Below are 24,280 nucleotides of genomic sequence, written 5' to 3' on the forward strand. Positions count from 1 at the left end.
CTGGAAAGGAAGTGACGTTTATTGTCTGAGCAAAAACCAGTCCAATGGGCTTCGAAAATTGGTTTCGTCATGGCAGCGGCCGGCTCGGCTATCGGCTTGGGCGCGATTTGGAAGTTCCCTTACGTAGCGGGGACCAATGGGGGAGGAGCCTTTTTTCTTATCTTCGTGTTATTTACCATCCTCTTAGGCTATCCGCTTTTGGTGGGGGAATTTATTTTTGGAAGACGGAACCAGACGAATGCCATTGATGCATATAAAAAAGAAGCGCCGCGATCAGCTTGGTTTCTTACCGGGTGGATCGGTGTAGCCGCGTGTTTCTTAGTGCTGTCGTTTTACAGTGTAATCGGAGGATGGATCTTGCTGTATATCGTAAAAACGGCGTCAGGCTCACTGTCCGGGCTTTCCCAAGCACAGTATGGCGCTCTTTTTGCTTCTATTATCCATAATCCGGTGCAGACGCTCACGGCTCAGCTTGTTTTTATGGTACTGACTGTCATCGTTGTCGCCAGAGGGGTTCAAAAAGGAATTGAACGGGTCAGCGCGGTGATGATGCCGATTTTGTTTTTGTTGTTTATTCTGCTTGTTCTCCGGTCTCTTACGCTTAACGGTGGAATGGAAGGCGTAAAGTTTCTGCTTGTGCCACATTTCAGCGATCTGACTCCGGAATCTATATTATTCGCTCTGGGACAGGCTTTCTTTACGTTAACATTGGGGGTATCGGTGATGGTGACCTATAGCTCCTATTTGCCGAAAACACAAAATATCCCTCGTTCGGCAGCCTCCATTGTCTTGATGAATATCATTGTGACACTCTTGGCAGGTCTAGCTATTTTTCCGGCGGTTTTCTCATTCGGTTTTCAGCCGAATGAAGGACCGACACTGTTGTTTACAGTGCTTCCAGCCGTTTTTGAACAGCTGCCGTTTGGCACGTTGTTTTTTATCGGTTTTCTCGTTGCATTTTTATTTGCGGCCTTAACCTCAGCGTTTTCGATGGTTGAAATTATTGTCGCCACAATCGGAAAAGGGGACGAAAAGAAGAGAAAAAAACTGTCATGGACGAGCGGGCTTTTGATCTTTTTGGTCGGAATCCCATGCTGCTTGTCTTATGGCGTATTGAGTGATGTGCACCTATTTGGCAAAACGTTTTTTGATATTGCCGATTTTACCGTCAGCAATGTTTTAATGCCTTCAGGCGCTCTGTTAATTTCTCTGTTTATCCCGCTTAAAATTTCGAAGAGCGAGCTCTTGGCAGAAATGAGAAATGGATCAAATGCAGGTAAAGCATTCTTTTACACATGGTTTTATTTGCTTCGTTTTATTGTGCCGCTTGCCATTATTATCGTGTTCTTAAATTTAATCGGAATTTTATCATTTTAAAAAAACAGGCTCCGGGAATGGAGCCTGTTTTTTATTTAATAAGGTGATATCAACGGCGCCCATGCCGTTTTTAGTTTTTGGATGCCGAGCCTGATGTCCTCTTCTGACAAACCGCCATAACCGATTAAGACAGAAACAAAAGGCGTTCGTTCTTTATATGAAGGGGAGACGGGATAGATGGTTACACCGTTGTTTGCGGCTGCTTTTATTGCTTCGTCCTCACTTGCTGGAAACAAAAGACGCAGCAGAATGTGAAGCCCTGAGTTTTTACCGAGAATCTCAACGGTGTTTCCTAGTTCAGAGCGGATGGCTTCTAACAGGACAGCGTGTTTTTTTCGGTATAGGCCTCTCATTCTATTTATGTGTTTTTGCCACTCTCCGGTTTCGATGAAGTCTGCCAGCGCGAATTGCGAGTGGGCAGAGACGGTTTGCTTCATTAACTGAGCGTTGTTTTTGATCGATTTCATGAGTTCAGGGGGCACAATCATGAAGCTAAGCCGCAAGGAAGGCAGAAGTGACTTTGAAAAAGTGCCAAGATATATGACTCTGCCATTCGGATCTAGGCCCTGTAAAGACGGAATGGGATGGCCGCTGTAGCGAAATTCCCCGTCATAATCATCCTCTATAATGAATGAATTTGATTTTGCTGCCCATGCAAGCAGCTCCTGTCTGCGGGTTATCGTCATGATGGTCCCAAGCGGAAACTGATGCGAAGGAGTCGTATACATGAAATAAGGATTCCGGCGGTAGAGCTCATCCGGCAGGACGCCTTCTGCATCAGTACAAATCGGAATGACATTCATGCGATTTGCTTCAAATATCTTTCTTGAACGGTGAAAGCCCGGTTCTTCAAATCCGATTTTTGTCCCTGGTTTTAGCATAAGGCAAAGAATTTGCAGAAGCACGGTGGTTCCTGCACCAATGATAATCTGGCCGGGATCGCAATTGACTCCCCGAGACAGCCTGACGAATCGGGCAATCGTGTGTCTGAGTTCGTATTCTCCCTGAGGGTCGCCAGAGGTGTGAAACGAATCGGAATAGCGATCCAGACTTTTTACTATGCTTTTTCTCCAAGCGGTAAACGGGAAGTGGGCCGGATCAACATTGCCTTGATGAAAGTCAATAGCAGGTGCGTTCTTTTTATGTGAGCCAGGCTGTGCAGACTGCTGAAAATGGTCAGGAGCTGACGGAAAATCTGGTTCTACTTCCGCGGCGAACCAGCCGATTTTCGGCTTGCTTTTGACATAGCCCTCAGCAGTTAATTGCTCGTAAGCTCGTTCTATTGTTGCCGTGCTGACATCGAGCAAGCTGGAGAGCCTGCGTTTTGAAGGAAGTTTTGTTCCCTTTGTGATTCGCGCATGTGAAATCTCTTGTTTGAAAAAGGTATAGAGCTGCTCATACAGCGGTATTTTGCTCTTTTTATCAAGAAACGGCGTGATATCCATCTCATGTCTCCTTTTTATCTGGCATGGTCATTTTTTCTGATATTGGCTATTTGGTAAATGCCATTTATTAGCTATGATCATTGTAACGAAAGGAAAGGGGATTGAGAAGATGATTCATATCAAACAATTAACCACGAAAGAAGAATGGGCTGAGTCGTATCCGGTCATGGGTGAATTGAGAACAGAACTAGATATCGAGACATATTTACAAAGGCTTGAAGCCTGTGTGCAGAAAGAATCGTATATGCTTTTTGCCTTATATGAAGATACAGAGATCAGAGCGCTGTGCGGCGCTCAGCCGAGGGTTTCCATTCATAAAGGAGAGCACTTGTGGGTTGCGGATCTAGTTACAACGGCACCTAGCCGATCAAAGGGATACGGCAAAATGCTTTTGGATTATGCCGCAGACTGGGCGAGTAAAGCCAGACTTGGCTTTGTCAGTCTTTCATCTGGCCTTCAGCGTAAAGACGCACATCGATTTTATACAGAAAAAATGGGTTTTGCTATAGAAAGCTATTTGTTCCGAAAACCGGTGTAAATGAAAAAAGACGCCTGAAAAGGCGTCTTTTTTTAAAAGCCAAACTGTAAATTTGTATCTACAGATACAATGGTATACACACAAATAATCACAAAGAGATTAAGGATGACGCCGAGCAGGCCGGGGCCTGTGCGTCCTCTCTTGATGAAGAGTTCAACAACGCCGAACGGAACGGCAGCCATGGCGAACGGAAGCATTTGATAGGAATAAAACGTGACATTGCTGATAATCGCCAAATTCAGCAAGAGCAGGGACAGAACCGCTGTCCCGACAGAGATCCAGCCGAATACATTGTGTTCTTTAAAAATTCTTACCAGTTCCATAATTCCACCTCGCCGACATTCGCTGATTTTACAGATTTGTTTTTCAGCATCCGCTGGATTTCCTTGGTTGGTCCTGTAACGACCGAACCGTAAACATTGACACCGTTTTTCTCTACATAATCTAATCGGTTATCTACATTCAGGTCTTTGCGTTTTGAAATGACCTGAGCCCATTTTTCGTGTTTGGACATAAATTTCAGGGCGTTGATAAACTGATCGCCATTCGACTTGCCTTTTGTATTAAGGGCAGCCAAGAACTTTGAATCCTTTCCAGGATAGCCAAGAGGTTCTGTTGAAGCTGTCTTATTTGTGTTTTTCTCTGTTTCGATTGCGTTCCACAAAAAGCTCACATCATAGCCTTTGAATTTGTTATACACGTCTTTTGTCGGATATGCGCGGTCATATGAAAGGTAGACCTCGGATACCGTTCCTTCAGGCAATGTCTTTAATGTTTTTTCTGCTTTTGCGGTTGTTTGTTCAGACGTGTTTGAAGGGTGTGTGAAGTAATGGCCGGTTTTATTCGCTTCTAAGTCATAGTAGTTTACAGCCGGCGCTTTTACTTTGTTATAAAACATTTCAACCCGTTCATTCCCTACGGCAGCCGTCTTCATGCCAATCTGCTTTTGCAGCGGGAATTCCGTATTCATGCCAAACAGCTTCACTTGGCTTTTCAGCCCGGAAGTATCAACAAGAACATTCGGCATGGTCAGGGCTACAGTGACTGCGGCGGTTTCCATAAACTCATTGCCAGTGCTGTGTTTTCCGCCCATCCCGTAATAGAGGTAGCTTCCCAGCGTGCAAAGCGGCAAAATCATCAATGTCGAAATGACGGCAAGCACAGAAATTCGCAAATAAGATTTGCGTTTGCCGTAGGCTAAAATCGCTTTTTGTTTTTCAGGACTGATGCTGAGATCCCAATCGTTATCGTCCTCTAGCTCGCTGTCAATCAATTCCTGATATACTTCGAGCTTCTCAAGTTCTTCCTCAAATGCGTTCATTTCCTGGTCGCTCATTTCCCCATTTTTATATTGATCAAAACGCTTTTTAAATTCTTCATTCATCATTAACACCTCTATTATAAAGTGCTTTCAGCCGCTGTCTGGCACGAAATAAAACACTTTTAAAATTCGCCTCTGAAATATTCATAATATGGGATGCTTCTTTGTAATTTAACTCTTTTAAATAATATAACGTTAAGGCCTCCCGATAATTATCGGGGAGCTCGGACATATAACCAGTCAGCACTTCCTTTATCTCTACCTGATGGGCAGGGCTCTGAACAGCATTTTGAAAGAGGCTTCCGATTAAGTCATCAGAAATGGTTACTTCTTTCTTATGCTTTCTGACGTAATCAATGAAGGCGTTTCGCGCCACTTGAAAAAGCCAGGGCTTTACTTTGCTGTGATCATAGGAGTGAATGTGTATGTATGCCCGCATAAAGGTTTCCTGCAGCAAGTCTTCAGCAAGATGCTTGTCTTTTGTCATGGAGAGCAGGAACCTGTAAACATCATTCATGTACATTTGGTAAATTTCATCGATCGTCACTGCCTTTTCTCCCCTCTATGTTATACACGCATAAGAAAGGTTTAAAGTTGCACATTACATGCAAACGGCTTTTTTATACCTAATCAAACACCATTCCTATATAGTACCCAAAAATGGCCGCAAAAGATAGTGCGGAGAAATGTTTAACAATTTTTCCAGAGGGGAAAAGACAGTGAAAAAGTGAAGGAGTGGCACAATGGAATATACCAGTATCGCAGAAACAGGAATAGAAGCCTCCAGAATCGGCCTCGGCACATGGGCGATTGGAGGCACGATGTGGGGAGGCACTGACGAAAAAACATCGATTAAAACAATCCGCGCCGCTCTTGATCAGGGGATTACACTGATTGACACCGCGCCGGCTTACGGCTTCGGGCAGTCCGAGGAAATCGTCGGAAAGGCAATCAAGGAGTACGGCAAAAGAGAAAAGGTAATTCTCGCAACGAAAACGGCTTTGGACTGGAGGAACAACCAACTGTTCCGCCATGCGAACAGAGCGAGAATTGTAGAGGAAGTTGAGGATTCTTTAAAACGGCTTCAAACAGATTATATTGACCTTTATCAGGTGCATTGGCCTGATCCGCTTGTGCCAATTGAAGAAACAGCGGAAGTCATGAAGGAATTATATGATGCGGGAAAAATCCGGGCGATTGGCGTAAGCAATTTTTCGATTGAGCAAATGGATACATTTCGCGCTGTTGCATCACTCCATACGATTCAGCCTCCTTATAATTTGTTTGAAAGAGAAATGGAAGAGAATGTTCTTCCGTATGCGAGAGATCACAAGGTGACAACCTTATTATACGGCAGTTTATGCAGAGGGCTGTTAACAGGCAAAATGACCGAAGAATATACATTTGAGGGCGATGATCTGCGTAATCACGATCCAAAATTCCAGAAGCCCCGCTTTAAAGAGTATCTTTCTGCTGTGAATCAATTGGATAAGCTGGCGAAGACTCGTTATGGAAAATCAGTGATTCACTTGGCTGTCAGATGGATCTTAGACCAGCCGGGAGCGGATGTCGCTCTATGGGGGGCAAGGAAGCCTGAGCAGCTTGAGGCGCTATCTGAGATTACAGGCTGGACACTGAATAGTGAAGATCAGAAAGATATCAATACCATATTGGAAAATACAATTTCAGACCCAGTCGGACCGGAGTTTATGGCTCCGCCGACCAGAGAAGAAATATAACAAAAGCTGAGGGCGAATCCTCAGCTTTTTGGCGTTTTAACGGGAGAAATCTTAAAAATTAGTACCAGGTAATAAAAAATATTGTTATAATAGATGACAGAAAGAATCATTGATTACGACAAAGGAAGTGCGATATGTATAAGTTTTGTGCAAATGCTTTAAAAGTTATTCTTTCTCTTCGCGGAGGAGTGAAGGTGTATAACAAAGAAAACCTTCCGGCCGATTCAGGTTTTGTCATCGCGTGTACACATTCCGGCTGGGTTGATGTGATTACACTCGGAGTCGGGATTCTTCCTTATCAAATACACTACATGGCGAAAAAAGAGCTTTTTCAAAATAAATGGATCGGTTCGTTTCTGCAGAAAATTCATGCCTTTCCGGTAGATCGGGAAAATCCCGGGCCAAGCAGTATTAAAACACCGATTAAGCTGCTGAAAGAAGGAGAGATTGTCGGTATCTTCCCAAGCGGAACAAGAACCTCTGAGGACGTGCCTTTGAAAAGAGGTGCGGTGACAATTGCGCAAATGGGGAAAGCGCCGCTTGTTCCTGCTGCATATCAGGGCCCTTCAAGCGGAAAAGAATTGTTCAAAAAAGGAAAAATGAAGCTGATTATCGGTGAGCCTCTTCACCAGGCTGATTTTGCCCACCTGCCGTCAAAGGAAAGACTTGCAGCAATGACAGAGGCTTTGAATCAGCGGATTAAAGAATTAGAGAATAAACTTGATCAGCTATAAGGCGTTAGCCTGAAACTGTGAAAATAAGAAAAGCACCTTGTATAAGGTGCTTTTCTTATTATGCTTCCTGCTGGTTAGCAGTCTCGAGAAGTTCTTCTTCTTGAAGCTTTTTCACTTCAATATATGCGACGTGGTGGCCGTCAATTTCATTAATGATGAATTCGCAGCCTTCTTCGATGATAGAATCATCTTTTTCAACATCGTATTTTTGAGTAAGGAACCAGCCGCCGATTGTATCGACTTCTTCGTTCTCTAAATGAATGCCGAGCAGGTCGTTTACTTGGTCAATTAGCACTTTTCCGTCAAGAATATAATGGCCTTCGCCGATTTTGCGGATTTCGCTAATTTCATCAATATCAAATTCATCGCGAATTTCACCGACAATTTCCTCGATGATGTCCTCAACCGTTACAAGCCCGGCAGTGCCGCCGTATTCATCAGACAAGATGGCCATGTGGACCCTCTCTTTTTGCATTTTGACAAGCAGGTCTTGGATCGGCGCAGATTCGATGACATGAATGATCGGATTGACGAATTCAGAAATGGTCGAATCAACAGATACCTCGCCGCTGATGCAGGCGGTCAGCACTTCTTTTATGTTAATAACCCCGATAATGTTATCTTTATCGCCCTCTTCCACAGGGTAGCGGGTATATTTTTCAATCTGAATGATGTCCATCATTTCAGAAATCTTGATATCATGCGGAAGGCTGACAATTTCGGTCCGCGGAATCATAATTTCTTTCGCGAGCCTGTCGTCAAATTCAAAGATTTTATTCACATATTTAAACTCTGACTGGTTGATTTCACCGCTTTTATAGCTTTCAGACAAAATGATTCGCAGCTCTTCTTCAGAGTGGGCCAGTTCGTTTTCTGAAACGGTCTCCAGGCCAAATGCTTTTGTCAATAACCGTGCGGAATTGTTCAAAAGCCAAATGAACGGGAACATAATGCGGTAAAACCAAATCAGCGGTTTCGCAAACAGCATAGACACTGCTTCCGCCTTTTGGATAGCGACTGTCTTAGGTGCAAGTTCTCCGACAACAACGTGCAGGAACGTGATAATGGCATACGCAAAAATAAACGATATGACATGTGAAAGGGAACCTGGAACGTTCAATTTTACGAAAAGCGGGTGAAGCAGCCTTTCAATCGTTGATTCACCTAAAACCCCTAATCCGATGGAAGTCAGTGTAATTCCGAGCTGACACGCAGATAAATATTCATCAAGATGCGTGGTCACTTTTTTTACGGCTATTGCTGCTTTATTTCCTTCCGCGATCAGCTGATCGATCCGTGAGCCTCTGATTCTGATAATGGCAAACTCAGATGCCACGAAAAATGCCGTCAGGGCGATTAAAACAGCAACTAAAATCAAATTCACTATGTCCAATTAGAACCTTCACTCTAGCAATGAGAATGAAGGTAACACCTCCTGTTAGATAAAATGGTTTTAACTTAACAGCAGCATTAATGATTGGAACACGGCGAGCTTTTCAGGCGGGAGCTTGCTTTTCAGCTTGTCACGATCCTCAGGCTTCAGCCGTTCAAACCGATGCAAGATTCCGGAGATGTTTTGATTCATATGATCAATTTCTAATGCCAGATTTCCAATTTCATCATTAATTTTAGCTGAAGAGGGAAACTGGTTCTCCAGTCGATCTTTAATATCGGACAGGGCCAATCGCTGCTTCTTGCAATCTACAATAAATATAAGCCGTTTGAGTGCATTTTCGTCGTAGTAACGGTAATTTGAACAGGATCTGGCCGGCGTAAGCAGACCGAGATTCGTATAATAATCAACTGTCCGTTTCGTTACTCCGGCGAGCGCCGCTAGTTCACTGATGCGATAAGTCTCAGCCCCATCTATATCCCTCCCAACCATCACGTTATAGTTATGAGAATAGTTTAATATATGAACGGTGTCTTGCACAAGTTTATTGTTTTTTCCCAGACGGGAATTGGAAGTTGTGGAATTCATGATCTGATTGAAGTAACATAGGAAGATAGAATTTTCAAATTTTTATATGCGGAAGGGACAGATGAAATTGGCTGGGTTATCCCGGGAAGTTGAAGGAAACTTAAATAAAGGATCTTGGATTCGCAAGTTGTTTGATGAAGGTGCAAGGCTGAAGAAAGAGTTCGGGGAAGACCAGGTATTTGATTTTTCACTCGGCAACCCGATTGTTGAACCTCCTGAAGCTTTTAAGAGAGCGTTAATAGCGGAAGCTGAAAAAGGCAGCCACGGATACATACAAAACCAAGGTCTTCCGGCAGCGAGAGAAAAAGTCGCGCAATTTCTGGGGTCGCGTTTTGAAGCTGATTTCTCAGCGGAGCGCATCGTCATGACGGTGGGCGCGGGCGGCGCTTTGAATGTTGCGTTAAAAAGCATCATAAATCCTGGGGAAGAAGTCATTATTCTCGCACCTTATTTTGCCGAATATAAGTTGTATATTGAGAACTATGGAGGCAAGGCCGTCAGCTGCCCGCTGACAGACCAGTTCGAGATCGACATTGAAGCGGTAAGGCAATCGATCACCCCGCAGACGAAAGGGCTGATTCTCAATACACCGCATAACCCGACAGGCACTGTTCTCAGTCAGAAAAATATAGACGATTTAGGCGCTTTATTAAAAGAAATAGAAGAAAAAAGCGGCCAGACGATTTATGTGCTGTTTGATGAACCGTACAGTCAATTAATCTATGATGAAGAGCTGGCAAATCCGTTTCAATCGTATCATCGTGTGATTTTGGCCAGCTCATTCAGTAAGGATCTCGGCATAGCCGGAGAGCGGCTCGGGTATATCGGATTGGACAGCCGAATGCCGGATGCAGGCCTTTTGATCAACGCTTTTGTGTATTGTAACCGAACGCTTGGATTTGTGAATGCCCCTGTTATGATGCAGCGGACTGTGGCACGAATGGATGATTTAAGAGTAGACGCAAGCGCTTATAAGGAGCGCCGGGATTTAATGGTAGACATTTTAAAAGAAGCCGGTTTTGAATTTGAAATGCCAAAGGGAGGCTTCTTTGTTTTTCCGAAATCGCCAATTGAAGATGAAGTCGCATTTTGCGTGCATGCCGCCCAAAAATACAAATTATTAATTGTGCCGAGCAGCGGTTTTGGAATGAGCGGGCATTTCCGCTTATCCTTCAGTGTGCCGATCGAGCAGATTAAAAACTCACGGGATATTTTCATTTCTTTATATAAAGATTTTGCTTAAGAAGGCAAAGAAAGAGAAAACAGTTTTCCATGCTGTTTTCTTTTTATATTCACAAAATCCTTACTCCTCCAATTCAGGCAGTCAGCAGAATTGCCAAGCAGTGCGTGCAATTAAGGCTTTCCCTATAATAAAAGTCTAAAAATTAAAAATCATTTTTGGAATGAGTTGTGTTACAATAAAATATACAATTTATAATCAAACTTTGACTTTTGGAGGTGGTATGATGGGGCCCTCTGCTTAGGCAACAATACACCGCGTACCTCAATGTTAAGGAAAAATGATTATATCAGGAGGTGACTCCTTATCCTTTAATAAGAGGGATAAGGTTAAATGGACGATATTGACAGTCTGATTTTAATTGGCGTGCTCATTGCTTTAACCGCGTTTTTCGTTGCAAGCGAGTTTGCGATTGTTAGAGTAAGGAGATCCAGAATAGATCAGCTTATCACAGAAGGAAACAAACGGGCGATACTCGCAAAGCGTGTCATTACAGATTTGGATGAATATTTATCAGCATCCCAGCTGGGCATTACATTGACATCAATTGGACTTGGCGTACTGGGTGAACCGGCCTTTGAACGGCTTCTGCATCCATTGTTTGAACCGCTCGGCTTGCCGGACTCGGTTTCTCATGCAGTCTCTTTTGCAGTCGCGTATGGCTTGATCACATTCCTGCACGTCGTTGTAGGTGAACTGGCCCCGAAAACGGTCGCGATTCAAAAGGCAGAGCAGCTGACCTTGCTGATAGCGGGTCCTTTGCGTTTATTCTATTTGCTCCTGTTTCCGTTTATTTGGATCCTCAATGGATCGGCGCGGCTTTTATGCGGAATGTTCGGTTTAAAGCCTGCGTCAGAACATGACGGTTCCCATTCTGAGGAAGAACTCAGGATGCTGTTATCTGAGAGTTTAAAAAACGGAGAGATTAATCCGTCTGAATATAAATATGTGAATAAGATTTTTGAATTTGATAATCGGATCGCCAAAGAAATTATGATACCGCGGAAGGAAATGGCCGCCGTCTCCACAGAGATGACGATGGCTGAAATGCTTGAAGTCATGCTGAAGGAAAAATACACGCGCTGGCCAGTCACAGCTGGGGACAAAGACAGTGTGATCGGTTTGGTCAATACGAAGCATTTGTTTTCAGATTTGCTGTTTATGACAGAAGAAGAACGAATGAAGATGACGATCCATCCGTATGTGCGGCCGGTCATCGAAGTGATTGAAACGATCCCGGTTCATGATTTGCTGATTAAGATGCAGCGCGAGCGCATTCATATGGCTATATTGTCTGATGAATACGGAGGAACCTCGGGACTTGTGACGACAGAGGATATTCTTGAGGAAATTGTCGGCGAGATCAGAGATGAATTTGATGAAGATGAACAGCCGCTGATCCAAAAGCTTGGCGACGGCCATTATGTGATGGATGGAAAGGTTCGGATCGATCAGGTGAATAGCCTTCTTGGCGCATCGATTCAAGAAGACGTCGATACGATCGGCGGATTGATATTAAAAGAAAACATCGATATTGAGGCTGGTGAATCCATTCGCATCGGTTCATATACGATAAAGGTGCTGAAGATGGACGGCCGATTAATCAAGCAAATCGATATAAAAGAAGAAGCCGGCAGCACAACAGGGATTACGGCGCACCGCAAGCTGCCGCTGCCCGAGCCTGTGATGCTGAACAGTGCAACCTTGAGCGAGAAATAAGCTCAAGGTTTTTTTTTACATTGCGATTGTCCAGCCGCACCAAAACGCCAAAAGCGACCCGCAAAGTGTCAGGGCGATGTACAGGAGGCTTTCCATTACACGTTTGGCCATTAGGAGTTGAACACTTTCAACGCTGAAAGTGGAAAAGGTCGTAAAGGCGCCAAAAAAACCCGTTCCAATGATAAGCGAAACCGAAGCATTTGTAACGTGAAGCCCTGTAAATATTCCGAGCCCGAGAGCTCCGAGAATATTGACTGTCAGTATGCCAATGGGCAGGCTGAGACCTTTGGCTCTGGCGGTTATCACATTGCCAAGCCAGAAGCGAAGCATGGCGCCAAGTCCGCCCCCAATGAAAATACCCGCTAGTGTCATCTTTCCTGCAGCCCCTTTCTTTGCTGAATGTCTGCTATGCGCCGTCCTGCAAAAACACCAATCAGTGCAAATATGATCCCTGATATCAATGAGATTGCCAGATACAAAACAGCCAGTGAGGGTTGTCCTTGCAAAAGCATCACTGTTTCCTTAGAAAACGTGGACATTGTTGTGAAGCCTCCGCAAAAGCCGGTGCCTAACAAAGCTGACAGCAGAGGGCGTTTTGCCCCAATCATAAAAAATCCGGTTAGAATGCCTAATAGAAGGCTGCCTGCCGCATTTTCCAGCCAGGTTGCCGCAGGGAACTGACCAGTGTGTATCCATAAGTTTAATCCGTATCGGAGGCAGGTGCCAAGCGCGCCTCCGATAAAAACCGCGCTATATCTTTTCATGTTTGCCATCCTTTATGATCAAATCCGGGTAATCTGTAACGATGCCGTCCACGCCCATGGCTCGTAATTTTGCCGCTGTCTTTTCATTGTTGACAGTCCATGCAAATATGTTTAAGCCGCTTTTATGGACGGAACCGATCATCATACGGTTGAGCCGTGTGTATTTTATATTGACATAGTTTGCAAAAGAGCGGAAGGCCTTCAGCTGATTTCTGGACAGCATGCCAAAATTGGGTCTTGTAATGACCGCTGTCGGAATCGATGGATAAAGCTCGCGGAACCTCTGAACGGAACGGAACTGAAAGGATTGGACAATATTGTTGATAGAAAAAGAAAATTGCCCTAACAGCTGTCCCGCCTCTTCTTCAATTCCAACTTGAGACGGATGGCCTTTTAGCTCAATTAAAAGGCCGATTTTTTTGTGGTAGCGCTGGAGCACCGCTTCCAGGGTCGGAATACGCTCTCCTTGAAAAGCGGGGCCGTACCAGCTTCCTGCATCGAGTTTCTGCAATTCCTCCAAGGTAAAATCCTTAACAAAGCCCGACCCGTTTGTCGTTCGGTCAACTCTGTCATCGTGTATCACAACAATCTGCCTGTCTTTTGTAAGCTGGACATCCAGTTCAATCATATCTGCATTCATTTTCACCGCAAGGTCAAATGCGGGAATCGTATTTTCCGGAGCGTAACCTGATGCTCCGCGATGGGCAATGGTGTACAAGCTAAGTCAGCTCCTCGTATGGGTATTTCTGTTATTGTATCAAATCCATATATGCACAGCGATACAAAGTGGTGAATTTTTTCTGCCATATCGGAATGGTCCGGGCTGAGGAATGCGTATAACTAAAAAAAGACATTCAGCGTATCAGAACACATTTCGTCAGAAAATTAGGTCTTTCGACATGTTCACAACAAAATATGATCCTTTATAATAGCAAAAAAGGAGGCGAGATCATGGGAAAAGGGAGAATCAGAGTGGAGGAAAGAATTAAAGCCGAAACGGATGCTGAAATGCAAAAAGCAACTCTCCTTGATCAGACACAAACGAAAAAAAGTAAGTGACTGTCCCTATTGAATCTGGCTGATAGATGAATTGAGAAATGACCCCGGCGTTTCGCCGGGGTTTTGTGCTTGAAAAAAGACATTTAAATAAGCATCATTACGAATATTTTAGTATAATAAACAATCGATTGGGATAGAGGGGAGACAGTCATGCTAGATTATTTGCAGCAGTATTTTACGCTTGATAACATCATACAAATCGGCATCAGCTTGGCGATTTTGCTGGTGTTTCTTATACTCAGAAAATTGTTCACGAGATATTTCTTTAACCTGCTTTTTAATTTGACAAACCGGCCGAAAACAGAAATTTTTAAACAGGTGGTTCTGGCGTTTGATAAGCCGGCCAGATGGTTTTTTGTTGCCCTTGGGCTGTTTTTAGCGATCCGGTATTCACCGTTTTTTGACGAGCAAATGCCTGTCATCAGCAAAATATACCGTTCGCTGATTGTGGCGCTCTTGTCCTGGGGGCTTTGTAATTTGACCGCAACGTCGTCGTTTATCTTCCATAAGGTGAATCAGCGCTTCGATTTGGAAATGGATGACATTTTGGCACCGTTTTTATCCAAGCTGCTCCGTTTTGTGATCATAGCGCTCAGTGTCAGTGTGATCGCTCAGGAATTCAATTATGATGTCAACGGATTTGTAGCGGGCCTTGGTCTTGGCGGACTGGCTTTTGCGCTTGCTGCGAAGGATACCATCAGCAACTTCTTTGGCGGTATTATTATTATTACTGAAAAGCCGTTTACGATTGGTGACTGGGTGGAGACGTCGACGGTAACAGGGTCAGTCGAGGATATTACCTTTAGGAGCACGAGATTCAGAACAGCACAGGGGGCGCTTGTAACAGTGCCGAACTCTACGCTGTCGATGGAAGCGATCACGAACTGGACAAGAATGACCAAACGTCAGATTACGTTTTCCATCCATGTGTCCTACGCTACGCCGATTGAGAATCTTGAACGTTCCATTCGTTCTCTCAGAACAATGCTGCTGGAGCATGAAGGCGTTGATAATGAAACAATCATGGTCAACTTTGATACGTTTGCCGACAGCTACTATAATTTATTTTTTAATTTCTATACAAAAACGACGGTTTGGGCTGAAAACCTTGATATTCGAGAGGACATCAACTATAAAATTATTGATATTTTAGGTGCGGAAGGCGTCCAGTTTGCATATCCCGGCCAAATGGTTGTTGTAAAGCAAAAGCACGAAAGCGACCCATTCCAAGTGAATCTAAATAAAGAGGAAAAGGAACGGGCTTAAAAGAGAGACTTCGTCTGACAGAGGCGGAGTCTTTTTCATGGTAAAATAAGAGAAAAAGGCGGTGTTGAGTTGGAAGCAATCAAAAAAATTTTAAATGAAGCACAGAGAATTGTCGTGCTGACTGGAGCGGGGATGAGCACAGAATCAGGAATTCCTGACTTTCGTTCAGCAGGAGGCATTTGGACGGAGGATGCCTCAAGAATGGAAGCGATGAGCCTTGATTATTTTTTAAGCCATCCGCGTCTGTTTTGGCCCAAATTCAAAGAATTGTTCCAGATGAAAATGAGCGGCAGCTTCGAACCGAATGAAGGGCATTTGCTTTTAGCTGAGCTCGAGAAACAAGGGAAGCAGGTCGATATTTTCACGCAAAACATTGACGGTCTTCATAAAAAAGCCGGGAGCAGGCATGTATACGAGCTGCATGGTTCAATCCAGACAGCAGCTTGTCCGGCATGCGGCGCCCGATATGACCTTCCTCATTTACTGGAGCGGGAGGTGCCGGAGTGCACGGCCGCCGGAAATAATGGTGACATTTGCGGAAGGGTATTAAAAACCGATGTTGTTCTCTTTGGCGATGCCGTCTTGCACTTTGACACCCTTTATGAAAAGCTGGATCAAGCAGATCTTTTATTGGTTATCGGCACGTCTCTCGAAGTAGCTCCTGCGAGATTTGTGCCTGAGGATGCAAGCCTGATTCCCGGCATGAAGAAAGTCATCATAAACCTTGAACCAACGTATTGTGACAGCCTGTTTGACATGGTGATCCATCAAAAAATCGGCGAGTTTGCCCGAAATTTGGGCATAAAAAAGTGAGCCGCCTTATGCGCCTCACTTTTTTATTCATGAACAGGAACCATTGTGTCCTCTAACACTCCGAAGGAATAGCCCTTTTCTTTTAATTTATTGATTAGCACCGGCAGCGCGTTTACGGTAGCGGGAAGGTCATGCATGAGAATTACATTTGGGCGGCTTGAAGAGCTGTGTTCCATATTCTCAAGCTGCTGTAATACAGCGGTCACATACTGTGAATTCCGGTATTTCCAGTCCATGCTGTCGATCGTCCAATCCCAGTACACAAACCCCTCTTTTTCCAGGTTGCGGATTTGTGGGGCGGTTAGTGACGGCTTGCTTCCGTATGGCGTTCTGACAAGATCGGTTTTATATCCTGTAATGTCTTGCAGCGTGTCACGCGCCTCCTGCATTTCTTTTAACGGAGATGTCTCTGTTTGATAGAACAATCTGTTATTATGAGTCACGCCATGTAAACCGAGTGCGTGGCCTTCCTTTTCTGCTCTTTTCACCGCCTGCTTGAATTCATTCATCCGCGGTGAAAGCATGAAAAATGTCGCTTTTACATCAGCGCTTTTCAGTACATCGAGCAAGCGGGTTGTAACGGCTGACGGGCCGTCATCGAAGGTTAAGTAAACTGTTTTATCTCCCATGTTCTGCTTTGTCTGCAGATGTTTTATCAGCAGGTCAGGGGAGTCGTTTTTCAGCTTAAGGCTTTCCTTCTCATCTCGAAGCTGGCCGTTTGTTGTGACAGTGACTTCCTTTGCTTTCGTTGAACTGTTGGAATAACCCAAAATCACCATAAGCAAAAGCAGTACACATAAAACTGCTAAACTTGCAAATTTAAAAGCAAGCGAAACTGCAGAAGGAGAAGCTTCTCCTCTCGTTTGTCGCATAACAATCTCTCCATTGGCATAAAATCTCTACATAATGCTGTACAGCAGGCAGCTTATGAAGATGCCATATGATTACAACCTATGTATTACCAATCAAGTATACAGGAATAAAACTGGAAAGAACATAGAAAATTTGTCGAAATATCAGATTTTAAGGAAAAAATAAACTCCTTTCCGCTATAGATCTCTTGATCTTTCTGTTTTTCAGCATGTCCAATATGATAGAATTAGTGACAATGACAGCTTGAAATACATCAGGGAAATCTCGAAAAGGGAGGGCTTTTATGAAGGTTTTAGTCAATGGCAGGCTGATTGGGCGCAGTGAAGCATCGATCGATTTGGAAGATCGCGGTTACCAGTTTGGTGACGGCATCTATGAAGTGATCAGGGTGTACAAAGGAGTATTGTTTGGATTACGTGAGCATGCAGAGCGTTTTTTCAGAAGTGCGGCTGAAATCGGAATTTCACTGCCGTTCAGCATTGAAGATCTCGAGTGGGACCTGCAAAAGCTTATACAGGAAAATGCGGTCAGTGAGGGAGCGGTATACATCCAGACAACTAGAGGCGTGGCCCCGCGAAAACATCAATATGAAGCAGGCCTTGAGCCGCAAACCACTGCTTACACGTTTGCTGTGAAAAAACCGGAGCAAGAGCAGGCATACGGAGTGGCGGCCATTACAGATGAGGATCTTCGCTGGCTTAGATGCGATATCAAAAGTCTGAATTTACTGTATAATGTGATGACGAAGCAAAAGGCCTATGAAGCGGGAGCCTTTGAAGCCATTTTACTGAGGGACGGCGTTGTTACGGAGGGCACATCCTCTAACGTTTATGCCGTTATCAACGGGACGGTGCGAACACATCCGGCTAACCGGCTCATTCTCAATGGAATTACCCGGATGAATATTTTAGGATTGATTGAAAAGAATGGGATCAAACTGGATGAAAATCCTGTCAGTGAGGAAGAGTTGAAACAGGCGGAAGAGATCTTTATTTCGTCAACGACGGCAGAAATTATTCCGGTCGTGACGCTAGATGGACAATCGGTCGGAAGCGGGAAACCCGGACCAGTGACAAAAAAGCTTCAGGCTGCTTTTCAAGAAAGCATTCAACAGGCTGCAAGCATTTCATAAAACAACAAAAAAAGAGCCCGCTATTAGCGGAGCTCTTTTTATTTTTTCACAAATCCAATCAAAATGGAGATCATTGGCGATATATAGAGGAAGAACGCAAACGGGAAGTAGTCTATGACGGGAACACCAAGCGCGCTCGCCATAAAAGCGCCGCTGACGCCCCAAGGGATTAACGGGTTAATTAATGTTCCGCCGTCCTCTAATGATCTTGTCAAAAATTTTCGCTGGATGTTTTGTTTGTCATATAAGGATTTAAATGATTGTCCCGGTATTAATATCGATAAATACTGTTCGCCGGTTGCCAAATTGACGCCGATGCTTGAGCAGACAGTTGCCGCAACAAGACGGCCTTTTGAATGGATGCCTTTCATGACGCCTTCCAATAGTGCTGAAATCAATCCGATTTTCTCCATCAATCCGCCTAGTGCAAAAGCAATCATAATAAGAGAGACTGAGCCCATCATGGATTGCAGTCCGCCTCTGTTGATAATTTTAGCGGCTGCCTCATTGTCAGTGTCAAAACTCGTGCCATTTTGCAGAGCTGTCATAAACGCCTGCAGGCTGCTGTCGGGTACAAATATAGCAGTCAAAATTCCCGAGGAAATAATTCCGGCAGCCAGAACGGGAATGACTGATACCCGTTTAATTGCCAGCAAAACGACTAAGAGCGGGGAAAGAAGGGCCCACGGTGTCACGTTTGCGGCATCTTTGATTGCGGTTATGACTTGTTGAATATCATCGGTTGAAGCAGCGTCCACTGACACTGATGAACCGAGAAAATAAAACAGAACGACAGTGATGAGCAAAGCTGGAATGGTTGTGCCTGTCATATGGCGAATGTGTTCGAAGATCGGTATTTCGCCTATTCCGGCGGCAAAGTTGGTTGTGTCCGACAGCGGCGACATTTTATCACCAAAACAAGCGCCGCATATGACTGCGCCTGCCGTCCATTCAAGCGGGACGCCTGCCGCGCTCGCCACGCCAATCAGTGCTACTCCGATTGTGCTTACAGTTGTCAGGCTTGAGCCAACAAGTGTGCTGATGATCATGCATGAAAACAAAGCGGTCAGCAGAAGGTGGCTTGGTTCAATAAAGGATAGGGCATACACCGTCACAGACGGTATTGCGCCGCTGTACATCCATGCGCCGATTAAGATGCCGATCAGCGCCAGAACGATAATCGGCTGTACGCCGTTTTTGATCCCGTCTACAATCCCTTTTTCAATACTCTTCCAGGAAAATCCCAACCATAATCCGGCTGCTGAAAGCGTGACAACACATAAAAACAGCGGGATATGCGGTTCCACGTGAAGAAAAAATAAGCAAGAAATAATAATGCATAACATAAATATAAATAAACCGACGGCTAACGGAAACGTCAGCTTTTTTTGAGAATCCAAAATAACACCCCATAATTATCTTTAATGCTTTTGTGCTTTTGGGCACGAAAGCATTATAACAGAAAAAAACGAAAATCTATGTTTTTTCACAATTATGAATATAAAAGAAGTGAGCACAGGGCGTGCTCACTTTACAATCAGGACGGGTATATCCGATTTCGCTGAAAGCTTTTCACTTACACTTCCGAATATTAATTTTTTCAGCCTGTTTTGGTCTCTGCTTCCGGTTACGATCATATCGGCAGAAATGCGATTCGCATGCTCGATAATTGATTCAGCCGGATCGCCTTCTAATATATCGATATCTCCATCTGCCTGCTGTTCATTCAGCATCATTCTGGCTTCGGCGACGACTTCTTCCGTACGGTCTTCATAGATGATTGGTTCAGGTGAAGCAACATCTGATATCAGCGGATCGGGAACACCTGTCATGCCTCCGCTGATATAGCTTGCTTCAGCTGCGGGTCTGGGCGGGTCGATGACGGTCTGATTGTCTTTCATATCATGTGAATGGGCGACGGTAATAGCGGCATTTACGGTTTTAGCAAGATCAATGGCTGTCTGAAGCGCTTTCTTACTATTTTCACTTCCGTCAAACGCAACGATGATACGGTCAGCATGGAACATCCTTCTCACCCTTTCAAAGCGTCTTACAACACTACTACCCGAATTTGAGCACAATTAACCCTTTCCTATTCAAGTAATGATTGACAAAAAAAGGTTTTGTTTATATGATAAAAAGATGAAATCAGAATGGAAGGAGGGTTTGCTATGCCAAGGAATTTGCGTGTTTATCAAACAGTTTCATATTGGCGCGGCAAACCCTTTGTTCTGTTTTCGTGAACGGTTTTTTAGGCTTGGCCGCGCGCTGAAAAGCGCTGTGCATAACATATTGGTAAAAAAAGGCATGGAGCTGACGCTTCATGCCTTTTTTATATACAAAATCTAAGGAAAGACAGGTGTATGGGATGTGAAGACAAATACAGAGGCGAGGGCTGTTCATGCCAAATTGGATGAAAAAAGCTGCAAGGAAAAAATAGAAGGCGGCTGATGAGGAGATGGGGATAGATGTTTTCAGTATTGAAAAAGCTTGGCTGGTTTTTTAAGGCGTACTGGCTGCGCTATACGATTGCGATTGTCCTTTTATTAGCAGTCAATGTCATTGAAATGTTTCCGCCTAAGCTCTTGGGGAACGCCATAGATGATATGAAATCGGGGGCGTTTACTCAGGAAGGGCTGCTGTTTTATATCGGTATCTTTTTTGTACTGACAGCAGTCGTGTATATGATGTCTTATTTTTGGATGCACCAGCTGTTTGGCGGTGCAAATCTGATGGAGAAAATTCTTCGTACGAAGCTGATGGGGCATCTGCTGACTATGTCGCCGCCGTTTTATGAAAAAAACCGGACAGGCGATTTAATGGCACGGGGGACGAATGATCTTCAGGCCGTCAGCTTAACGACAGGGTTTGGCATCTTGACGTTAGTCGATTCTACGATGTTTATGATGACGATCTTTTTGACGATGGGGTTTTTGATCAGCTGGAAGCTGACCTTTGCCGCGATTATCCCGCTTCCAGTCATGGCGATTGCAATCAGCCTATATGGAAGTAAAATTCATGAGCGGTTTACGGAGGCCCAAAATGCGTTCGGGGCGCTGAATGACAGGGTGCTGGAATCTGTTTCCGGCGTGCGGGTGATTCGTGCGTATGTACAGGAAACAAACGATGTTCGCCGGTTTAATGAAATGACCGCTGATGTTTATCAGAAAAATATGAAAGTGGCTTTTATTGATTCACTGTTCGAGCCGACGGTGAAGCTGCTTGTCGGGGCAAGCTATCTGATTGGGCTCGGCTACGGAGCGTTTCTTGTGTTCCGGAACGAACTGACGCTTGGAGAGCTTGTGTCCTTTAATGTTTATCTCGGTATGATGATTTGGCCGATGTTTGCAATTGGTGAACTCATTAACGTGATGCAGCGCGGCAATGCGTCATTAGACCGGGTAAATGAAACCCTTTCTTCTCAACCGGACGTGACAGATCCAAAACGGCCCGTTGATCTTAAAGAGCCTGGAGATATCGTTTTCAGCAATGTCAGCTTTACATATCCAAGCTCAACAAGCTGCAATATTCAGGATGTTTCATTTGCGGTGCGAAAAGGACAGACGGTCGGAATTGCCGGTAAAACCGGGAGCGGAAAAACGACAATTATTAAGCAGCTTTTGCGCCAGTACCCTCCAGGTGAAGGGAGCATTACATTTTCAGGCGTGCCGATTCAGCAGATCCCTCTTGACCGGGTCCGCGGGTGGATCGGATATGTGCCGCAGGATCATTTGCTGTTTTCGCGGACTGTAAAAGAAAATATTTTATACGGAAAACAGGATGCGAGTGATGAAGAGGTTCAGCAAGCCATTGCCGAAGCATACTTTGAAAAAGATTTGCACATGCTTCCAGCAGGTCTGGAGACAATGGTCGGCGAAAAAGGCGTGGCACTGTCAGGCGGACAGAAACAAAGAATTTCGATTGCAAGAGCACTTATGGCGAATCCAGAGATCTTGATTCTGGATGATTCGCTTTCCGCTGTAGATGCCAAAACAGAGGCTGCGATTATCAGGAACATCAGAGAAAACCGCAAAGGAAAAACGACATTTATTTTGACGCACCGATTATCCGCTGTAGAGCACGCTGACCTGATCCTTGTGATGGACGGCGGCGTCATTGCAGAGAGAGGCACGCATCAAGAATTGCTGGCCAATAATGGGTGGTACCGGGAACAATATGAAAGACAGCAGCTGTTCACTGCGGAAGAAGGGGGAGCAGGGGCATGAAAATAGGAAAAACGTTATGGAGATATGCACTCCTTTATCGAAAATTGCTAATCACGGCCGTCCTATTGCTAGCTGTCGCCGTCGGTGCAGAACTGACCGGGCCGTTTATCGGCAAGAAAATGATAGACGACCATATCCTCGGCATTGAGAAAACATGGTATGAAGCTGCGGAAAAAGATAAAAATGCCGTTCAGTTTCACGGCGTCTCATATGTCAGAGAGGACCGAATGCAGGAACCTGTTTCAAAAGCAAAAGAAGCGCATATTTATCAAGTGGGAATGGCGTTTTATTTTGTTGATCAGGCTGTCAGCTTCGACGGGAATAGAACGGTTTCTGACGGGAAGCTGACGATTTCAAATGGAGACGTGAGCCGAACATATACTGCCGAAAAGCTGACAAAGCAGGAACTTTTCGGGTTCTATCAGCCGGAAATAAAGGGAATGGTGTTTCTGATCTGCCTGTATGGAGGCTTGCTGGTGTTTTCGGTATTTTTTCAATACGGACAGAATTATCTGCTGCAGATGAGCGCCAATCGGATTATTCAAAAGATGAGGCAGGACGTGTTTTCGCACATACAGAAAATGCCGATTCGATATTTTGACAACCTTCCGGCCGGAAAAGTCGTTGCGCGGATTACCAATGATACGGAGGCTATCAGGGATTTATATGTCACAGTGCTTTCTACATTTGTGACAAGCGGAATCTATATGTTCGGGATATTCACGGCTTTGTTTCTGCTTGATGTGAAGCTTGCGTTTGTATGTCTGGCAATTGTGCCGATGATCTGGCTGTGGTCGGTCATTTACCGAAGATACGCCTCATATTACAATCAAAAAATTCGCTCGATCAACAGTGACATTAACGCAAAAATGAATGAATCCATCCAAGGCATGACCATTATTCAGGCTTTCCGCCATCAAAAGGAAACGATGAGAGAATTTGAGGAATTAAATGAATCACATTTTTATTTCCAAAACAGAATGCTGAATTTAAACTCCTTAATGTCCCATAATCTGGTCAATGTCATCCGCAATCTTGCGTTCGTCTGTCTAATTTGGCATTTTGGCAGTGCGAGCCTGAATGCGGCTGGGATTGTTTCTATCGGAGTGCTGTACGCGTTTGTCGATTATTTGAACCGGCTGTTTCAGCCGATCACTGGCATCGTCAATCAGTTTTCAAAGCTGGAGCTTGCTAGGGTCTCCGCCGGGCGTGTTTTTGAACTGCTTGAAGAAAAGAATACGGAAGAAGCAGGTCAACCGGCGAAGGAGCGTGCGCTGGGACGGGTTGAGTTTCGTGATGTGTCATTTGCCTATCAAGATGGTGAGGAGGTATTAAAACATATTTCCTTTACCGCGCAAAAAGGCGAAACCGTAGCGCTCGTCGGTCATACCGGATCAGGAAAAAGCTCGATTTTAAATCTTCTGTTTCGTTTTTATGATGCGCAAAAAGGTGATGTTCTGATTGATGGAAAAAGCATTTACAACATGTCAAGACAGGAACTCAGATCTCATATGGGCATTGTGCTTCAGGATCCGTACTTATTTTCGGGCACAATCGGATCTAACGTAAGTCTGGATGACGAAAGAATGACTGAAGAAGAAATGAAAAAAGCACTGCGGCAAGTTGGTGCCGAGCCGCTTCTAAAAAAGCTTCCAAAGGGCATGAATGAACCCGTGATTGAGAAAGGCAGCACGCTATCCTCTGGCGAGCGGCAGTTAATTTCCTTCGCAAGAGCTTTGGCGTTTGATCCCGCAATTTTGATTTTAGATGAAGCAACGGCGCACATTGATACAGAGACAGAGGCCGTAATCCAGAAGGCGCTTGATGTCGTCAAACAAGGACGCACTACCTTCGTCATCGCTCACCGGCTTTCAACAATCAGAAATGCAGATCAGATTTTGGTTCTTGATAAAGGAGAAATCGTTGAGAGAGGGAACCACGAGGAATTGATGGCATTAGAAGGCCAATATTATCAAATGTATAAACTGCAAAAGGGACAGAAACATTCCATTGCATAACGCTAAAAACCCAAAACAATCGTGTTTTGGGTTTT

25 protein-coding genes are annotated in these 24,280 nt (G+C 44.5%); 13 read left to right on the plus strand and 12 right to left on the minus strand.

Annotated features, from left to right (window positions below; translation table 11 throughout):
• Window positions 1-21: 21 nt before the first annotated feature.
• Window positions 22-1,377, plus strand: coding sequence for a sodium-dependent transporter (locus tag JQX68_RS05275; RefSeq protein WP_040083606.1), 1,356 nt, complete (start codon window positions 22-24; stop codon window positions 1,375-1,377).
• A gap of 35 nt (window positions 1,378-1,412) precedes the next feature.
• Here the strand turns inward: JQX68_RS05275 and pdxR are convergent, their stop codons facing one another.
• A complete protein-coding gene (gene pdxR, locus JQX68_RS05280) occupies window positions 1,413-2,822 on the minus strand; it encodes a MocR-like pyridoxine biosynthesis transcription factor PdxR (RefSeq protein WP_147771688.1) in 1,410 nt (469 codons plus the stop codon).
• A gap of 109 nt (window positions 2,823-2,931) precedes the next feature.
• On the opposite strand from pdxR, the gene JQX68_RS05285 reads away from it, so the two are divergent.
• Window positions 2,932-3,360, plus strand: a complete 429-nt coding sequence (locus JQX68_RS05285; protein ID WP_040083604.1) for a GNAT family N-acetyltransferase — start codon at window positions 2,932-2,934, stop codon at window positions 3,358-3,360.
• Window positions 3,361-3,392: 32 nt separating this feature from the next.
• Here the strand turns inward: JQX68_RS05285 and JQX68_RS05290 are convergent, their stop codons facing one another.
• From JQX68_RS05290 to sigM, 3 genes are read right to left on the minus strand one after another with little or no spacing between them, the layout of a single operon-like run.
• On the minus strand, window positions 3,393-3,683 hold the full coding sequence (locus JQX68_RS05290) for an anti-sigma-M factor (protein WP_003233341.1): 291 nt from the start codon (window positions 3,681-3,683) through the stop codon (window positions 3,393-3,395).
• A complete protein-coding gene (locus tag JQX68_RS05295; protein WP_147771689.1) occupies window positions 3,671-4,747 on the minus strand; it encodes an anti-sigma factor in 1,077 nt (358 codons plus the stop codon). The genes JQX68_RS05290 and JQX68_RS05295 overlap by 13 nt, the downstream gene beginning before the upstream one ends.
• Window positions 4,737-5,228, minus strand: coding sequence for an RNA polymerase sigma factor SigM (gene sigM, locus JQX68_RS05300; RefSeq protein ID WP_003224177.1), 492 nt, complete (start codon window positions 5,226-5,228; stop codon window positions 4,737-4,739). Before sigM ends, JQX68_RS05295 begins: the two co-directional genes overlap by 11 nt.
• Before the next feature lie 196 nt (window positions 5,229-5,424).
• On the opposite strand from sigM, the gene akrN reads away from it, so the two are divergent.
• Complete coding sequence (gene akrN, locus JQX68_RS05305) at window positions 5,425-6,420, plus strand: aldo/keto reductase AkrN (RefSeq protein WP_147771690.1); 996 nt, start codon at window positions 5,425-5,427, stop codon at window positions 6,418-6,420.
• A gap of 134 nt (window positions 6,421-6,554) precedes the next feature.
• Entirely contained in the window at window positions 6,555-7,154 is a 600-nt protein-coding gene (locus JQX68_RS05310; RefSeq protein ID WP_014663357.1) for a 1-acylglycerol-3-phosphate O-acyltransferase, read from the plus strand.
• Between the two features lie 58 nt (window positions 7,155-7,212).
• On the opposite strand, the gene JQX68_RS05315 is transcribed toward JQX68_RS05310, so the two are convergent.
• Entirely contained in the window at window positions 7,213-8,547 is a 1,335-nt protein-coding gene (locus JQX68_RS05315; RefSeq protein WP_040083600.1) for a hemolysin family protein, read from the minus strand.
• Between the two features lie 60 nt (window positions 8,548-8,607).
• Window positions 8,608-9,039 (minus strand): Cu(I)-responsive transcriptional regulator, encoded by a 432-nt coding sequence (gene cueR, locus JQX68_RS05320; RefSeq protein WP_136654781.1) that lies wholly within the window; start codon window positions 9,037-9,039, stop codon window positions 8,608-8,610.
• Window positions 9,040-9,196: 157 nt separating this feature from the next.
• Between cueR and JQX68_RS05325 the strand changes: the two genes are divergently transcribed.
• Together JQX68_RS05325 and JQX68_RS05330 are read left to right on the plus strand one after the other, a co-directional pair.
• Complete coding sequence (locus JQX68_RS05325) at window positions 9,197-10,378, plus strand: pyridoxal phosphate-dependent aminotransferase (RefSeq protein WP_147771691.1); 1,182 nt, start codon at window positions 9,197-9,199, stop codon at window positions 10,376-10,378.
• Window positions 10,379-10,708: 330 nt separating this feature from the next.
• Window positions 10,709-12,094: a hemolysin family protein gene (locus JQX68_RS05330; RefSeq protein WP_014663361.1), complete on the plus strand. Its 1,386-nt coding sequence runs from the start codon at window positions 10,709-10,711 to the stop codon at window positions 12,092-12,094.
• Window positions 12,095-12,109: 15 nt separating this feature from the next.
• Here the strand turns inward: JQX68_RS05330 and crcB are convergent, their stop codons facing one another.
• Genes crcB through JQX68_RS05345 form a run of 3 tightly spaced genes read right to left on the minus strand, consistent with a single transcriptional unit; the run spans window position 12,110 to window position 13,576 of the window.
• Complete coding sequence (crcB, locus tag JQX68_RS05335; protein WP_014663362.1) at window positions 12,110-12,466, minus strand: fluoride efflux transporter CrcB; 357 nt, start codon at window positions 12,464-12,466, stop codon at window positions 12,110-12,112.
• Complete coding sequence (locus tag JQX68_RS05340) at window positions 12,463-12,858, minus strand: fluoride efflux transporter FluC (RefSeq protein WP_147771692.1); 396 nt, start codon at window positions 12,856-12,858, stop codon at window positions 12,463-12,465. The genes crcB and JQX68_RS05340 overlap by 4 nt, the downstream gene beginning before the upstream one ends.
• Window positions 12,845-13,576: a glycerophosphodiester phosphodiesterase gene (locus JQX68_RS05345; protein WP_147771693.1), complete on the minus strand. Its 732-nt coding sequence runs from the start codon at window positions 13,574-13,576 to the stop codon at window positions 12,845-12,847. The genes JQX68_RS05340 and JQX68_RS05345 overlap by 14 nt, the downstream gene beginning before the upstream one ends.
• A gap of 233 nt (window positions 13,577-13,809) precedes the next feature.
• Between JQX68_RS05345 and JQX68_RS05350 the strand changes: the two genes are divergently transcribed.
• The 3 genes from JQX68_RS05350 (at window position 13,810) to srtN (ending at window position 15,996) form a co-directional block, all read left to right on the plus strand.
• Window positions 13,810-13,917, plus strand: coding sequence for a YhdX family protein (locus JQX68_RS05350; RefSeq protein ID WP_003224203.1), 108 nt, complete (start codon window positions 13,810-13,812; stop codon window positions 13,915-13,917).
• A gap of 150 nt (window positions 13,918-14,067) precedes the next feature.
• Window positions 14,068-15,183: a small-conductance mechanosensitive channel protein MscY gene (gene mscY, locus JQX68_RS05355; protein WP_147771694.1), complete on the plus strand. Its 1,116-nt coding sequence runs from the start codon at window positions 14,068-14,070 to the stop codon at window positions 15,181-15,183.
• Window positions 15,184-15,252: 69 nt separating this feature from the next.
• A complete protein-coding gene (gene srtN, locus JQX68_RS05360; RefSeq protein ID WP_134975673.1) occupies window positions 15,253-15,996 on the plus strand; it encodes a sirtuin NAD-dependent deacetylase in 744 nt (247 codons plus the stop codon).
• Window positions 15,997-16,019: 23 nt separating this feature from the next.
• On the opposite strand, the gene JQX68_RS05365 is transcribed toward srtN, so the two are convergent.
• A complete protein-coding gene (locus JQX68_RS05365) occupies window positions 16,020-16,868 on the minus strand; it encodes a polysaccharide deacetylase family protein (RefSeq protein ID WP_014663367.1) in 849 nt (282 codons plus the stop codon).
• A 284-nt stretch (window positions 16,869-17,152) separates the two neighbouring features.
• On the opposite strand from JQX68_RS05365, the gene dat reads away from it, so the two are divergent.
• Entirely contained in the window at window positions 17,153-18,001 is an 849-nt protein-coding gene (gene dat / locus JQX68_RS05370; protein ID WP_136654737.1) for a D-amino-acid transaminase, read from the plus strand.
• 38 nt (window positions 18,002-18,039) lie between these two features.
• Here the strand turns inward: dat and nhaC are convergent, their stop codons facing one another.
• The gene (gene nhaC / locus JQX68_RS05375) at window positions 18,040-19,401 is read right to left on the minus strand and encodes a Na+/H+ antiporter NhaC (protein ID WP_147771695.1); all 1,362 of its coding nucleotides are present in this window, start codon (window positions 19,399-19,401) and stop codon (window positions 18,040-18,042) included.
• Window positions 19,402-19,527: 126 nt separating this feature from the next.
• Window positions 19,528-20,028: a universal stress protein gene (locus tag JQX68_RS05380; RefSeq protein WP_014663370.1), complete on the minus strand. Its 501-nt coding sequence runs from the start codon at window positions 20,026-20,028 to the stop codon at window positions 19,528-19,530.
• A gap of 160 nt (window positions 20,029-20,188) precedes the next feature.
• Between JQX68_RS05380 and JQX68_RS05385 the strand changes: the two genes are divergently transcribed.
• The 3 genes from JQX68_RS05385 (at window position 20,189) to bmrD (ending at window position 24,245) form a co-directional block, all read left to right on the plus strand.
• Window positions 20,189-20,350, plus strand: coding sequence for a hypothetical protein (locus tag JQX68_RS05385; RefSeq protein ID WP_052438174.1), 162 nt, complete (start codon window positions 20,189-20,191; stop codon window positions 20,348-20,350).
• A gap of 119 nt (window positions 20,351-20,469) precedes the next feature.
• Complete coding sequence (bmrC, locus tag JQX68_RS05390; protein ID WP_014663372.1) at window positions 20,470-22,227, plus strand: multidrug ABC transporter ATP-binding protein BmrC; 1,758 nt, start codon at window positions 20,470-20,472, stop codon at window positions 22,225-22,227.
• A complete protein-coding gene (gene bmrD / locus JQX68_RS05395) occupies window positions 22,224-24,245 on the plus strand; it encodes a multidrug resistance ABC transporter ATP-binding protein/permease BmrD (protein ID WP_147771696.1) in 2,022 nt (673 codons plus the stop codon). Before bmrC ends, bmrD begins: the two co-directional genes overlap by 4 nt.
• Window positions 24,246-24,280: the final 35 nt, after the last annotated feature.

Source organism: Bacillus sp. LJBS06, from assembly GCF_016924995.1.
Lineage (GTDB): Bacteria > Bacillota > Bacilli > Bacillales > Bacillaceae > Bacillus > Bacillus stercoris.

Excerpts from the sequence above, each read along its gene's own strand:
- crcB (WP_014663362.1), bottom strand. The coding sequence starts at position 12,466 with ATGACACTAGCGGGTATTTTCATTGGGGGCGGACTTGGCGCCATGCTT.
- akrN (WP_147771690.1), top strand. The coding sequence starts at position 5,425 with ATGGAATATACCAGTATCGCAGAAACAGGAATAGAAGCCTCCAGAATC.
- JQX68_RS05310 (WP_014663357.1), top strand. The coding sequence starts at position 6,555 with ATGTATAAGTTTTGTGCAAATGCTTTAAAAGTTATTCTTTCTCTTCGC.
- pdxR (WP_147771688.1), bottom strand. The coding sequence starts at position 2,822 with ATGGATATCACGCCGTTTCTTGATAAAAAGAGCAAAATACCGCTGTAT.
- JQX68_RS05325 (WP_147771691.1), top strand. The coding sequence starts at position 9,197 with ATGAAATTGGCTGGGTTATCCCGGGAAGTTGAAGGAAACTTAAATAAA.
- JQX68_RS05350 (WP_003224203.1), top strand. The coding sequence starts at position 13,810 with ATGGGAAAAGGGAGAATCAGAGTGGAGGAAAGAATTAAAGCCGAAACG.
- JQX68_RS05295 (WP_147771689.1), bottom strand. The coding sequence starts at position 4,747 with ATGATGAATGAAGAATTTAAAAAGCGTTTTGATCAATATAAAAATGGG.
- JQX68_RS05330 (WP_014663361.1), top strand. The coding sequence starts at position 10,709 with ATGGACGATATTGACAGTCTGATTTTAATTGGCGTGCTCATTGCTTTA.
- bmrD (WP_147771696.1), top strand. The coding sequence starts at position 22,224 with ATGAAAATAGGAAAAACGTTATGGAGATATGCACTCCTTTATCGAAAA.
- JQX68_RS05340 (WP_147771692.1), bottom strand. The coding sequence starts at position 12,858 with ATGAAAAGATATAGCGCGGTTTTTATCGGAGGCGCGCTTGGCACCTGC.
- mscY (WP_147771694.1), top strand. The coding sequence starts at position 14,068 with ATGCTAGATTATTTGCAGCAGTATTTTACGCTTGATAACATCATACAA.
- JQX68_RS05365 (WP_014663367.1), bottom strand. The coding sequence starts at position 16,868 with ATGCGACAAACGAGAGGAGAAGCTTCTCCTTCTGCAGTTTCGCTTGCT.
- JQX68_RS05380 (WP_014663370.1), bottom strand. The coding sequence starts at position 20,028 with ATGTTCCATGCTGACCGTATCATCGTTGCGTTTGACGGAAGTGAAAAT.
- JQX68_RS05285 (WP_040083604.1), top strand. The coding sequence starts at position 2,932 with ATGATTCATATCAAACAATTAACCACGAAAGAAGAATGGGCTGAGTCG.
- cueR (WP_136654781.1), bottom strand. The coding sequence starts at position 9,039 with ATGGTTGGGAGGGATATAGATGGGGCTGAGACTTATCGCATCAGTGAA.
- JQX68_RS05290 (WP_003233341.1), bottom strand. The coding sequence starts at position 3,683 with ATGGAACTGGTAAGAATTTTTAAAGAACACAATGTATTCGGCTGGATC.
- bmrC (WP_014663372.1), top strand. The coding sequence starts at position 20,470 with ATGTTTTCAGTATTGAAAAAGCTTGGCTGGTTTTTTAAGGCGTACTGG.
- dat (WP_136654737.1), top strand. The coding sequence starts at position 17,153 with ATGAAGGTTTTAGTCAATGGCAGGCTGATTGGGCGCAGTGAAGCATCG.